Below are 12,993 nucleotides of genomic sequence, written 5' to 3' on the forward strand. Positions count from 1 at the left end.
TCCCCGACTTTCTCGGCGTAGTCTTGCAAAATATGGGAACAACTATGAGAATCCTTATGTGCGCGGCGCCGGTACGAATCGGGTACGAAATGAACCCCGAAGACTTCCCGGAACCGGCCGTCGAGGTGGAGGCAGTCGCCCCCGACGCGCTGAAAGAGCGCATCGACGGGGATGGGGCGGTGACGATTCTCGACGTTCGCAGGCCGTCGGACTACGACGAGTGGCATATCGGCGGCGAAGCCGTCGACGCGATCAACGTGCCGTTCTTCGAGTTCCTCGAGGGTGACGTCGACGGCGAGGTGCTCGACGCGATCCCCGCCGACCGCGAAGTCGTGGTGCTGTGTGCGCAGGGTATCGCCAGCGCTTTCGTTGCCGGCGAACTCGCCGAGCGCGGCTACGAGGTCACCCAACTCGAAGACGGGATGAACGGCTGGGCGCGCATCTACGAGGCCGTCGACGTCACCCGCTACGAGGGGGCGGGGACCCTCTATCAGTACCAGCGTCCATCCTCGGGTTGTCTCGGGTACCTCCTCGTCGACGGGGACGAGGCCGCGGTAATCGACCCGCTCCGTGCGTTCACTGACCGTTACCTCGACGACGCCGCGGCCCGGGGCGCCGACCTGCAGTACGCCCTGGATACACACATCCACGCCGATCACGTCTCCGGCGTCCGCTCGCTCGTCGGGGCCGGCGTCGAGGGCGTCGTTCCCGCGGCGGCCGCCGACCGCGGCGTGACCTACGCGGACGCGGTGACCCTCGCCGCCGACGGCGACGAGTTCCGCGTCGGCGAGGCGGTTATCGAGGCGGTGTACACGCCCGGTCACACCTCCGGTATGACCTCGTATCTCGTCGACGAGAGCTTCCTCGCCACTGGAGACGGCCTGTTCGTCGAGAGCGTCGCCCGCCCCGATCTCGAGGGAGGCGACGAGGGCGCCCCCGACGCGGCACGGACCCTCTACGAGTCGCTCCAGGAGCGGATCCTCCCTCTCCCCGGCGAGACGCTGGTCGGTGGAGCACACGTCAGCGACGCCGCCGAACCGGCCACGGACGGCACCTACACGGCGCCGCTCGCGGCGCTGACCGAGCGCATGGACGCGCTCGGCGTGGACGAGGACGCCTTCGTGGACCTCGTCCTCGCCGACATGCCGCCCCGTCCCGCGAACTACGAGGACATCATCGCGACGAACCTCGGCCGACACTCCGTCGACGACGACGAGGCGTTCGGACTCGAACTCGGTCCCAACAACTGCGCCGCGAGCCAGGGATCGCTCGCCGGTGACTGATCGCTCGTGATCGATCCGGCCGCGCTCGTTCCCGTCGTCGATTCCTTCCCGAACGGCTGGACCCGGTACGCCGTCGGCGGCCTCTTCGTCGGCCTCGGTGCTGCCGTCGTCTACCTCGGGACGGGCATCAGCGCCGGTGCGAGCACGTTCCTCGAGTCGACACTGTCCTACGTCTCCGGCCAGTCGCGATTCCAGCGGTACGTCGCCTCCCGCGACTGGCGACTCGTCTTCACGCTCGGTATCGTCCTCGGCGCCGCCGTCTACGCCGTCGTCTACCAGGGCGGGACGTGGTCGACGAGCGTGCGGCCCTGGCGACTCCTCGCCGGCGGCGTCCTCGTCGGGATCGGCACCCGCCTCGGCAAGGGCTGTACCTCCGGTCACGGTGTCTGCGGGGTCGGTTCGGCGTCGAAGACGTCGCTCGTCGGCGTCGTGACGTTCCTGCTCGTCGCCATCGGGACTGCCAATCTGGTGGCCGCGCTGGGGGTGGGCGGCTGATGGCCGGCGCCCCCGACGACCGGCATCCGCTGTTCGTCCCGGTGGTGCTGGTCGGTGGACTCCTGTTCGGGTTCGGCCTGGCCTACAGCCACATGGCCCGCCCCGAAGTCGTCCTCGAGTTCCTCCTGTTCGAGGACTTCGGCCTCCTGTTCGTGTTGTTCGGCGCCGCGGCGGTCACGGGTGTCGTGTACGCCCTCGCTCCCCGCGTGCTGTCCCGGGCGCCGCTCACGGGCGACCGCTTCGAACGCCGACTGAAGTCGTTCGACCGCAACGTCCTCGTCGGCGGCGCCATCTTCGGCGTCGGCTGGGGCCTGTCGGGCGTCTGTCCCGGCGCCGGCTACGCCAGTCTCGGCGTCGGCAACCTCTCCATCCTCTGGGCCATCGGTGGCATGTTCCTCGGCGCCTATCTCCAGGGCCGCTGGCGGAGTCGGTCGACCGATGTCGCTCCCAGTCCGACTGGCGGCGACTGAGGTCGACGCTCGACTCGGTGTTCCGACACTTCCCCGTCGTCGGTCGGATCGATTTTCGATACGTTATGGCTATCTCGCCGAAATAGTATTGTGTGGTAGTCCCAAAAGCGTTAATACGAACAGCCCGACTACACGGACGTGTGCAGAATAGTTTGCGCCCCACACGACCGAGCGGCGGGACACGATGATCGACGTCTCGACGTTGCCCGGGACGGCGCGGGCGGCGGTTCTCGTGGGGGCCGTACTCGTGGAGTCCATGGCGCTCTACGCCGGGTACGGTGTGGTGACCCACGCGCTCGCGCCGGGAGTGCGGCGGATTCTCGGGGACGAGTAGCCGATGGTGTTCGGACTGGGGCCGGCGCTGCTCGCGCTGTTCGTCGGGTTCGGTCTCCTCGTCGGCATCCTGTTCGGGTTCTTCGGCATGGGTGGCTCGTTCCTCGTCACGCCGGCGCTTCTGGTACTCGGCTACCCGTCTCGCGTCGCCGTCGGGAGCGGTCTGGCTTTCGTGTTCGGCACCAGCGTCATCGGCGCACTCCGCCACCGCGACCACGGCCAGGTCGACTACACGCTCGCCGTGCTGGTGACCGTCGCGATGACCCTGGGCATCGAGGCGGGAAAACGCGGCGTGGACTTCCTCCACGCCACCGGCTCGGCCGATTCGGTCATCGGCGGTCTCTACGTGGGACTGTTGGCCGCCGTCGGCCTCGTGACCCTCCGCGACGCCCGATCCGACGACGACTCCACGGGGGTCGACCTCTCCGCTCGGGTCCAGGCCGTCGAACTCCCGCCGATGGTCACGTTTCGGGGTGACGTGCGTGTCTCCGCGACCCTCGTGTTCGGACTCGGACTGATCGTCGGCACACTCTCCGGGTTCCTCGGCGTCGGCGGGGGATTCCTCCTGATGCCCGCGATGATGTACGGCATCGGCGTCCCCGCGGCCGTCGCCGTCGGGACGGATATCCTCCAGATCACCATCTCCGGCGCCTTCGGCGCCTTCGTCTACGCACAGGACGGACTGGTCGACCTGCCGGTCGTGGCGACGCTCCTCCTCGGGAGCGCGCTGGGCGCCCGCATCGGCGCCGGTGCCACCCAGTTCGTCGACGACGACGAGATCAAGGGCTTCTTCGCGGCGATGCTTCTCGCGGGGAGCCTCGCCGTCGCCGCCAAACGGGTCGGGACGATCCACGACGTGCCCGCCCTCGAGACGGTCAGCATCGCGTTGATCTTCGGCGCGGCGATGCTGGTCAGCGGGGCCGTCGTCCTCTCGGCGGTCTGTCGGCTCCGGACCGGTTCCGGCGATTCGTGGTGTCGACGACTCACCTCCTGACTTAGACAGCGGCGCGAACTGCCGCAAAATTGTGCGATCTCTACACAAGTCTTTTAACTATCTGGCGTGTACCATCAGAGGATACCATGTCGGATTCGATGTCGGAACAACTCCAGCGGGACATGGAGTGTGAAGGTCTCCTGGAGTGCTTCCACGGGCTCAAACAGCTCGACAAGGCGTGTTTCCGGGCGCTCGTCGACGCCGGGGAGCCCCTGACGGTCGACGAGATCGCGGACGCGGTGGACCGCGAACGGTCCACGGCCTATCGCGCCGTGCAGCGACTGCTCCAGACGGGCTTCATCGGGAAAGAACAGGTCAACTACGACCAGGGCGGCTACTACCACGTCTACTCGCCGACCGACCCGTCCAAAATCGCCGACGACATGCAGCGTATGCTCAACGACTGGTACGCCAAGATGGGACAGCTTATCCAGGAGTTCGAGACCAAATACGAGGCCGCCGATGCGGGTCGGCCGGTCGAGAGCTAACCGCGAGCCACGCCGCCGACCAGCCGTCCACCCCGGAGCCGTGTGATTCTCACCCCCATCGAATCCGGCCGAGTCGGCCTTCGACGGGGCGTCCGGTCGAATCCTCCGCTGCACCGACGTCGAGAGTGACCCCGTCGCCCTCCCCGACTCGGCGCCGAGTTCACCGGGGGCGACCAAAGGTTTAAATAAAAGGTTCGCCACGACACTTATAATGGAACGTCCGAGCCGCCAACGTCAGCGGAGCCAAGAAACGGAACAGGAAGCGGACGAATCCGTTGACTGCCCCGAGTGTGGATCCGACAACATCGTCACGGACGCCGATCAGGGGGAGCTCGTCTGTGACGACTGTGGACTCGTCATCGACGAACGACAGATCGACCGCGGACCGGAGTGGCGGGCGTTCAACCACTCGGAACGACAGAGCAAGTCCCGGGTGGGTGCCCCGATCACCGAGACGATGCACGACCGCGGGCTGACGACGACCATCGACTGGAAGGACAAGGACGCCTACGGGCGGTCGCTCTCCTCCGAGAAGCGTTCGCAGATGCACCGCCTGCGGAAGTGGCAAGAGCGCATCCGAACCAAGGACGCGGGCGAGCGCAACCTCCAGTTCGCGCTCTCGGAAATCGACCGGATGGCCTCCGCGCTCGGGGTTCCGCGCTCGGTCCGGGAGGTGGCGTCGGTCATCTATCGGCGCGCGCTCAACGAGGACCTCATCCGCGGCCGCTCCATCGAGGGCGTCGCCACCGCCGCGCTCTACGCCGCCTGCCGACAGGAGGGCATCCCCCGCTCCCTCGACGAGGTGGCCGAGGTGTCCCGGGTTCCCCAGAAGGAGATCGGTCGGACCTACCGCTACATCTCTCAGGAACTCGGACTGGAACTCAAGCCGGTCGACCCCAAGCAGTTCGTTCCGCGGTTTGCCTCCGCCCTCGAACTGAGCGAGGAGGTTCAGGCGAAGGCGACGGAGATCATCGACGTCTCTGCCGAACAGGGACTCCTCTCTGGCAAATCGCCCACTGGCTTCGCCGCCGCGGCCATCTACGCCGCCTCCCTGCTCTGCAACGAAAAGAAGACCCAGCGCGAGGTGGCCGACGTCGCTCAGGTGACCGAGGTCACCATCCGCAACCGGTATCAGGAACAGATCGAGGCGATGGGCTTCCGCTAGGCGCGGACGAACACGACGACTTCTCGGTTCCAGAGCGACAGGCGATACGTACTCGTCTCGTAGCCGTCGAGGTGTGACGCGACCGTCGAACGCTGGCCGGCGTCGGCGACCACCACGGGTGGTGGACGCTCGATGGCCGCCAGCCCATCGACGTCGCGGACGCCGTCGGTTTCCGCACCCAGCCGTTCGAGATACCACGGTAGCGGCAGGCGATTCCCCCACGTGACGCCGACGGGCGGCCGATCGACACTCGTCTCCCCCGCGGGGACGAACGTCGTGCCGTAGAACAGCACGTCGGTCCCCTCGTTGCCCTCGATGGCGGCCGAGACGTCCGCGACGAAGGGGTCGAGGTCATCCGCCGGCTGGGCGTGGTGAACGAGCGGATTCTCGGTGCTCGTCGGTCCGTAGGCGGTACCCGCGACGGCGACGCCGAGCTGTCCGGCCACGGCGAGTCCGAGTAGCGCCGCGACGGCGACGCCCGTCGCGTCCGAGCGGTCGAGGGCGCGCGATCCGTACCGGACGAGCAGACCGACGCCCGCCGCCGCCGGGACGAGCGCCGGCGCGACGGTGTGGACGGCCAGCCACGCCGCGCTCTCCTCGGTGATGATGGGGAAGACGAGCAGCGAGACGCCCGCCCAGTAGGCGTGGAAGGCGACCACCGGCCGCGACGGGCCGCGGCCGTAGCGGTCGACGAGAAAGCCCACGAACGCCAGCGCGAGGACGACGGCCGACGCCGCGAGTAACGTCTCGACGTGCGCGCTCAGGTACGGGAGGAGTTCGTGCTCGCCGCCCTGTCGTCGGCCGACGACGCGCACGCCGTAGAACTTCCGTAACGACCCGAGAACCGCCGCGTCGACGGTCGCGAGCGACGGCCGGATCGACCCGTCCGCGCGGGGGGCGTAAAAGAACAGGTGGACGGCGAGCAGGATGCCGAGGGCGCCGAGCGCCGATCGGGTGGAGCCACGGAGCCGCTCGGCCGCGCGTTCGAGGAGGTCACGGGCGGATGCTCCCTCGCCGACGAGTCGTCGCTGATCGACGGTGAGCACCGCCGCGGCGAGGAGACAGACGAGCGTGCCGACGACGAACGCCGAGGACGCGAGCGCGAGGCCGAGCGCCGCGGCACCGAGGTAGCGATAGCCCGCACCGTCGCCGTCCAGGATTCGGATCGCACAGCCGACGACGACGAGCGAGAAGACGGCGAGGGGCACGTCGCCGCGGAGGAAGCGACCGTAGTAGAGCAGCACGGGACTGACGGCGAGGAGGCCGGCGAAGGCGACGGTCTCCGCGTCGTCAAGTCGGTAGCGCGGCGGGGCGTCCCCCGCGGTGGACCGGCCACGGAAGAGCAGTGCCGTGAGGGGAGCGAGACCACCGACCACGGCGACGACGCCGCGGGCCGTGGCGTCGGTGGCGCCGACGAGGGCGAAGACGGTCCGGTCGACGACGTAGAGGAAGGGACCGCCAGCGACGGGGCGGTACTCGAACGCGCCGGTGTCGAGAAAGCGGAGGCTCCAGTACCCGACGCGGGCCTCGTCCCAGTGGAAGGGCCGGGACCCGAGGCCGACGAGACGCAGGGCCAGGGCGACGACGGTGAGGGCGACGACGGCGAGGGCGACGCGGTCGACCCGCGTCCCGACGCCGGCCGACGACTCGGCCGCTGACATACCGGTCCATCCGCCGGGGCGCCGGTGAAGCTTTCGATACCGCCACCGACCGATACAAACCGATGGCTTCCGGAGGGTGGGTATGGATCTCTTCGGGACGGCGGGCATCCGCGGCAGCGTGGAGACGGACGTGACGCCGGAACTCGCGGTGGCAGTCGGGCGGGCGGTCGGCCGCGAGGCCGAGGACGGGGCCGAGACGCCGGCCACGTCTCGGGAACCGGAGGTGGTGATCGGTCGCGACGGCCGGACGACGGGCGCGGGCCTCGCCGCCGCCGTCGAGGCCGGCGTCCTCTCGGGGGGTGCCTCGGTGAGCCGAATCGGCGTCGTACCCACCCCGACGCTCGCGTTCGCCTCACGGGGACGACGCGGGGTGATGCTCACCGCGTCGCACAACCCGCCCGGCGACAACGGCATCAAGTGCTTTCTGGACGGCGTCGAGTACGACGGCGACGCGGAGCGAACCGTCGAGCGACGCGTCGAGGCCGCCGAGGGCCCGGTCGCGTGGGACGACTGGGGCGACCGTCGGGAGGGGTCGCCGCTCTCCGACTACCGCGAGGCGGTCGTCGACTACGCCCGCGGGTACGGCGCCTCCCTCGGCGGCCTGCGCGTGGTCGTCGACTGCGCGAACGGGATGGGGGCGCTGGCGACGCCGGCGGTCCTCCGCGAACTCGGCGCGGACGTCGTCACCCTGCACGCGAACGTGGACGGCCACTTCCCCGGTCGGGGGAGCAAGCCGACGCCCGACTCCCTGGCGGGACTCCGGCGGTTCGTCGCCGACGGCGACGCCGCTCTGGGGATCGGTCACGACGGCGACGCCGACCGGATCGTGATCGTCGACGACGAGGGGGAGGTGATCCACGAGGATACGGTCCTCGCCATCGTCGCCGAGCGGTACGTCCGTGCCTGTGACGTGGCCGATCCGGTCGTGGTGACGACGCCGAACGCCTCCGGCCGCATCGACGAACGTGTCGCTGCGGCCGGCGGACGGACCGAACGTGTCGCCCTCGGCGCCCTCCACGAGGGGATCGCCCGGGTGCGCGAGGCGGGCGGCACGGTGGCGTTCGCGGCCGAACCCTGGAAGCACATCCACCCCGCGTTCGGCGGGTGGATCGACGGCGTCGTCAGCGCGGCGGTGATCGCCCGATTCGTCGCCGACGAGGGGTTCCCCGCCCTGCGCGACCCGGTGACCGAGCGGCCCTATCGCAAGGTGAGCGTTCCCTGTCCCGACACGGCGAAGGCGGCGACGATGGAGCACCTGGCGACGGCGCTTCCCGAGGCGTTCCCAGAGGCGAGCGTCGACACCACCCACGGGGTGCGACTCGACCGTCCCGACGGCTCGTGGGTGCTGGTCCGGCCCAGCGGCACCGAGCCGTACGTCCGTCTCTACGCCGAGAGCGAGGCGGTCGACGAACTGATCGCCGACGCACGGGCCGTTATCGAACGGGCGGTCGAGGGGTCGTCGTGAGCACGCCCGCCAGTGGAGCGTGCCCGCCGGCGCGTTCCGTCGGCTCACCGGCGACGAAACGGGAATAAAGAGTTTTCCCAGCGCGGGCGCGACACTTCGTCAATGACCACCCACGAGTACGACGTCGTCGTCGTCGGAGCGGGGACGGCCGGATGTTACGCGGCCGCGAGCCTCGCACACGACGGCCTCGACGTCGTCGTCGTCGAGCGGAAAGACGAGCAGGAGGCGGGCCACATCGCGTGTGGCGACGCCCTGAAAGGGGCCGACGCCTTCCCGGACGCCATCCCCAAGTCACAGATCGAGTCGTCGTTCACCAACACCGGCGTCGACCACGGCCGGTTCGAACTGCCCGCCCACGAGACGGTCCTCGACATTCCGGTCCCGGGCGAACTGGCCGTCATCGACCGCTTCGAGTACGGCCGGCGGATCATCGAGGGCGCCGAACGCGCCGGCGCCGACTTCCACTACGACACCGTCGTACAGGACGTGTGTCAGGACGACACCCGCGTCACCGGCGTCCGCGGCGTCCGGAAGGGTGATCCGGTCACCTACGATGCCGACGTCACCGTCGACGCCGCGGGCGCGCTCTCCATTCTGCAGGACAAAGCGGATCTAGAGTCGACCACCTTCGACACCAACGTCTCCTACTCGCAGTTCTGCTCGGCGTATCGCGAAATCGTCGAGGTACCCGAGCCCGTGGAGTGGGACGACGCCCTCGTGTTCAAGCCGACCCAGCGGGCGGCGGGCTATCTCTGGTACTTCCCGCGGACGAGCACGACCATCAACGCCGGCTTGGGCTTCCAGATGACGGAGGAGCCGATGAAACTGGTTCGGGACCTCCGCAACGACCTGCAGAACCGGCCCGAGTTCGCGGGCGCCGAAGTGAGGGACAAACTCGGCGCGGCACTGCCCACCCGGCGGCCGTGCGACTCGGCCGTCGCTCCGGGCTTCGTCGCCGTTGGCGACGCCGCCGGCCACGTCAATCCGACGACCGGCGGCGGTATCGCCGGGGCGGCCTACGCCGGTACCTACGCCGCCGAGACCATCGTCGACGCCCTCGACGACCCGACCGAGGCGGCGCTCTGGGAGTACAACGAGCGCGTGATGGACCACTTCGGCGGGCGCTACGCCGGTCTGGACGTGTACAACGTGCTCTCGACGGCCGTCGACGTCGACGACCTGATGGGCCTGCTCGCGGCGCTCCCGGGCGAGAAACTCGCCGAGGCGCTGTACTCCGGCTCTACCTCCATGGGTCTCGCGCTGAAGCTCAAGAGCGCGATCAAGAGCTTCGGCTACTGGGGGACCATCCTGGATTTCTACCGGACGAAACAGCTCGCCGAGGAGCTGATGGGCCGATACGAGTCCTACCCGTCCGGGCCGGCGGAACTGTCGGCCTGGCAGTCGGACCGCGACGCGCTCATGGATCGCATCTACGAGACGACCGGCGCCGATCCAAAGTACTAGTCAGGGCCGTTCGGCCGCGATTCGTCGAATCGCCCCCGACAGCACGTCGACGCCGATCCGAACCGTCTCCTCGTCCACGTCGAAGGTTGGCGTGTGGTGACCGCCCGGGTGGTCGGTGCCCACGCAGACGTACGCGGCGAGCCCGCCGCGTTCCTGCACCCGCTGCATCAGATACGTCGCGTCCTCGCTCCCCCCCAGGTCGTCGCTGGCGAGGACGGAGTCGACGCCCCGCGTCTCGTCGGCGACGGCCGACACCACGCTCGCAAGCGCGTCGTCGCTCTCGCCGCCCGGCGCCCGCCCCTCGTACTCCACGTCGACCTCACAGTCGTGCATCTCCGCGGCCGAGCGGAGGGTTCGCTGGGCGTGGTCGTCCACGTACTCCATCAGCTCGGTCGTCTCGCCGCGCACCTCGCCCTCGATGAACGCCTCCTCGGGGACGATGTTGGAGGCGGTGCCGCCGCCGACGAGGCCGGCGTTGACGCGGGTGGCGCCGTCGTGGTTCCGGGGGATGGCGTAGAGGTTCTGGATCGCCGCCGCCATCGCCTGCACCGCGTTGCGGCCGCGTTCCGGGTGACCGCCCGCGTGGGCGGAGGCACCCGAGAACTCGGCACGGAAGTGACTCACGGCGAGGAAGCCGTCGACGCCGGCGACTACCTCGCCGGTCGGGTGATCGAGCCCCACGTGGAGGGCGAGCAGGTAGTCCACGTCGTCGAGGTGGCCGCCCTCGGCCATCGGTTCGCCGCCCGCGACGGTCTCCTCGCTCGGCTGGAAGAACACCTTGAGCGTCCCCTCGAAGTCGCTCGCGGCGACGGCGTCGAGGACGCCCACCCCGACCGTCGCGTGGGCGTCGTGTCCGCAGGCGTGCATGAACCCCTCGTTCTCGGAACGAAAGCCCTCGGCCGCGGGGCGGTGTGACGCCCCGTCCGCCTCGGTGATCGGCAGGCCATCGATATCGACGCGGAGGCCGACGGTCGGCCCGGGACCACGGCGGAGAACGGCCACGAGACCGGTGTTGCCGCCCGCCAGACGGGCGACGACGTCCTCGCGTGCGCCCGCCTCGATGGCCCGGTGTGTCCACTCGTCGAGTTCCGCGTCGTCGGGGACGCCCCGGCGGTCCGCCGCGAGGACTTCGGGGCCCACGTAGAGTTCGTCGAGCGGTCGGGTCTCGAGGGTGTCGACGAGACGGGCGGTGGTGTAGAACTCCCGCCACGCCGGTTCGGGGTGTCGGTGGAGGTCACGTCGCAGGTCGAGCAACTCGTCGTAGTTCGGCGCGTCAGCACTCATACCCCATCGGTGGCCGTCGGTCGGGATAAGTGGTCGCCCGGACGGGCGGCTTTCGGACGATTTAATCGGCGGGGAAAACGAGCCTCTGGCGGAATGAGCGAACCCGAACTCCCCGATGGTCCACCAGACGAATCACGCATCGAGTTCTACGGTGGCCGGGCGATGAGCGCGCTTCCGCTTGCGGTGTTCATCGTCTGGGCCATCCTCCAGAGCGGACTGCTCGGCATCGGCGACACCTCCGGGCTGGTCATCGGCATGCTCGTCGGTCTCATCGTCGGCATGCTGTTCGTGCGGGGTGACTGGAAGACGTACGCGGACGTCATCTTCGACGGGATGACTCAGCGCGTGGCCGCCACCGCCGTCGTGGCCTGGCTCTGGGCCGGCATGTTCGCCGACACCATCCAGGCCGGCGGCTTCGTCGACGGCCTCGTGTGGGCCTCCGGTGCCGCCAACGTCGGCGCGGCGCTGTTCCCGGCGCTCACGTTTCTCTTCGCCGCCCTGCTGGCGACGGGCATCGGCACCGGCTACGGCACCGCGGTGGCTTTCACCAGCCTCGTCTTCCCGGCGGGGGTCCTGCTGGGTGCCGACCCAGTCCTCCTGTTCGGCGCCATCCTCTCCGGCGCCGTCTTCGGTGACAACCTCGCGCCAGTCTCCGACACCACCATCGTGAGCGCGGTGACCCAGGACGCCGACATCGGCGGCGTCGTCGCCTCGCGGTTCAAGTACGCCCTCGTGGCGGCGGTGTTGGCGCTCGCGAGCTATCTCGTCGCCGGTCAGCGGATGGCCGGCGACCCACTCGACGTCGGCGCCAACGCCGCCGCCGGCGTCGGGCCGCTGGGTCTCGTCCACCTGCTCTCCATCGTGGTCGTCATCGGCACCGCGATACAGGGACGACACATCATCGAGGCCATCTCGTGGGGTCTGATCGTCTCCGTCGTGTTGAACCTCGTCCTCGGCCTCGCCCCCGCCTCGGCGATGCTCGTCTTCCGCTCGACGACCGAATCCGGCATCGCGGCGACGCTCGACGGTCTACCGGTCGTCGGGAGCGTCATCGAAATCGCACCGGACGCCTCGGCGACGGTCGGCGGGAGCCTCTACACCGGGGCGCTCGGCTTCTTCCCGCTCATCGTCCTCGTCCTCCTCATCGTCGGCGCCGCGCAGGTGATGCGTGCCGGCGGCGGGTTCGCCGCCATCGAGGAGTGGCTGCTGGAGCACGTCGCGACCACCGTGCGCCGTGCCGAGACGACGATGGTCATCGGGACGGCCATCGTCAACGCCACCATCACGATCAACACGGCCGCGGAGATCGCCATCGCGCCCTTCATCCGGACGCTCGGTCAGCGGTTCAACATCAACGGCTACCGTCGGGCCAACATCCTCGACGCCAACACGTCCGCACTGGGGTACATCTTCCCTTGGGGCGGGGGCGTGCTGGCGGGTTACGCGGCGATGATCCAGTTGCCCCAGCAGTTCGACTGGTTCACCGAGGCGATGCTCGCCAACCCCGCCGCCGTCTGGCCCTACGTCTTCCACGGCTGGTTCCTCGTCGCCGTCTTCCTCGTCGCGGCGTGGACCGGCTACGGACTGGAGTACGTTCCGGACCGGCAGAGTGAGGAGGTGGCTCGGGTATGAACCTCGGCAAATTCTTCGAGGGCTGGACCTTCCGGACGAACCGGCCGACCTACGCGGCGGGTGACGAACTCACCGCGTTCGTCACGGGCTACGAGAACGGCGTCGCACAGGTTCGGATCGGCGATACGATCATCACGCTCCCCGACGCGGACCGGGGTCTCGGCGACACGCTCGTCAGACTGCGCGTCACCGCGTTCGACGACGCCGACGCCACGGGCACGGGCGAGTTGCTCGGCGTCGTCGAGGCGGGGACGTAACC

Annotated in this window: 13 protein-coding genes; 11 read left to right on the forward strand and 2 right to left on the reverse strand. The window is 69.2% G+C overall.

All coding sequences use genetic code 11. The annotated features are described in order from the left end of the window. Positions 1–89: 89 nt before the first annotated feature. From V8686_RS09740 to V8686_RS09770, 7 genes are all read left to right on the forward strand, one after another. A complete protein-coding gene (locus V8686_RS09740; protein ID WP_379703794.1) occupies positions 90–1,283 on the forward strand; it encodes an MBL fold metallo-hydrolase in 1,194 nt (397 codons plus the stop codon). A gap of 6 nt (positions 1,284–1,289) precedes the next feature. Then, entirely contained in the window at positions 1,290–1,778 is a 489-nt protein-coding gene (locus V8686_RS09745) for a YeeE/YedE family protein (protein WP_379703795.1), read from the forward strand. Beyond that, complete coding sequence (locus tag V8686_RS09750; protein ID WP_379703796.1) at positions 1,778–2,248, forward strand: YeeE/YedE family protein; 471 nt, start codon at positions 1,778–1,780, stop codon at positions 2,246–2,248. The genes V8686_RS09745 and V8686_RS09750 overlap by 1 nt, the downstream gene beginning before the upstream one ends. A 184-nt stretch (positions 2,249–2,432) precedes the next feature. After that, complete coding sequence (locus V8686_RS09755; protein WP_379703797.1) at positions 2,433–2,582, forward strand: DUF7512 family protein; 150 nt, start codon at positions 2,433–2,435, stop codon at positions 2,580–2,582. A 3-nt stretch (positions 2,583–2,585) separates the two neighbouring features. Further along, the gene (locus V8686_RS09760; protein ID WP_379703798.1) at positions 2,586–3,575 is read left to right on the forward strand and encodes a sulfite exporter TauE/SafE family protein; all 990 of its coding nucleotides are present in this window, start codon (positions 2,586–2,588) and stop codon (positions 3,573–3,575) included. Positions 3,576–3,661: 86 nt separating this feature from the next. Then, positions 3,662–4,063 carry a helix-turn-helix domain-containing protein gene (locus V8686_RS09765; RefSeq protein ID WP_379703799.1) on the forward strand — a complete coding sequence of 134 codons (402 nt, stop codon included), beginning with the start codon at positions 3,662–3,664 and terminating at the stop codon, positions 4,061–4,063. Between the two features lie 211 nt (positions 4,064–4,274). Beyond that, the gene (locus V8686_RS09770) at positions 4,275–5,228 is read left to right on the forward strand and encodes a transcription initiation factor IIB (protein ID WP_248896880.1); all 954 of its coding nucleotides are present in this window, start codon (positions 4,275–4,277) and stop codon (positions 5,226–5,228) included. On the opposite strand, the gene V8686_RS09775 is transcribed toward V8686_RS09770, so the two are convergent. Next, complete coding sequence (locus tag V8686_RS09775; RefSeq protein WP_379703800.1) at positions 5,225–6,889, reverse strand: flippase activity-associated protein Agl23; 1,665 nt, start codon at positions 6,887–6,889, stop codon at positions 5,225–5,227. The genes V8686_RS09770 and V8686_RS09775 overlap by 4 nt on opposite strands. An 82-nt stretch (positions 6,890–6,971) precedes the next feature. Between V8686_RS09775 and V8686_RS09780 the strand changes: the two genes are divergently transcribed. Further along, entirely contained in the window at positions 6,972–8,354 is a 1,383-nt protein-coding gene (locus V8686_RS09780) for a phosphohexomutase domain-containing protein (protein ID WP_379703801.1), read from the forward strand. A 102-nt stretch (positions 8,355–8,456) separates the two neighbouring features. Beyond that, positions 8,457–9,818 carry a geranylgeranyl reductase family protein gene (locus V8686_RS09785; protein ID WP_379703802.1) on the forward strand — a complete coding sequence of 454 codons (1,362 nt, stop codon included), beginning with the start codon at positions 8,457–8,459 and terminating at the stop codon, positions 9,816–9,818. Here the strand turns inward: V8686_RS09785 and V8686_RS09790 are convergent, their stop codons facing one another. Then, positions 9,819–11,102 carry an amidohydrolase gene (locus V8686_RS09790; protein ID WP_379703803.1) on the reverse strand — a complete coding sequence of 428 codons (1,284 nt, stop codon included), beginning with the start codon at positions 11,100–11,102 and terminating at the stop codon, positions 9,819–9,821. Positions 11,103–11,195: 93 nt separating this feature from the next. Between V8686_RS09790 and V8686_RS09795 the strand changes: the two genes are divergently transcribed. Together V8686_RS09795 and V8686_RS09800 are read left to right on the forward strand one after the other, a co-directional pair. Further along, positions 11,196–12,734 carry a Na+/H+ antiporter NhaC family protein gene (locus V8686_RS09795; protein WP_379703804.1) on the forward strand — a complete coding sequence of 513 codons (1,539 nt, stop codon included), beginning with the start codon at positions 11,196–11,198 and terminating at the stop codon, positions 12,732–12,734. Then, positions 12,731–12,991, forward strand: coding sequence for a DUF7513 family protein (locus V8686_RS09800; RefSeq protein ID WP_379703805.1), 261 nt, complete (start codon positions 12,731–12,733; stop codon positions 12,989–12,991). The genes V8686_RS09795 and V8686_RS09800 overlap by 4 nt, the downstream gene beginning before the upstream one ends. Positions 12,992–12,993: the final 2 nt, after the last annotated feature.

The sequence above is a fragment of the Haloplanus litoreus genome (genome assembly GCF_045690335.1).
GTDB classification, from domain to species: domain Archaea; phylum Halobacteriota; class Halobacteria; order Halobacteriales; family Haloferacaceae; genus Haloplanus; species Haloplanus litoreus.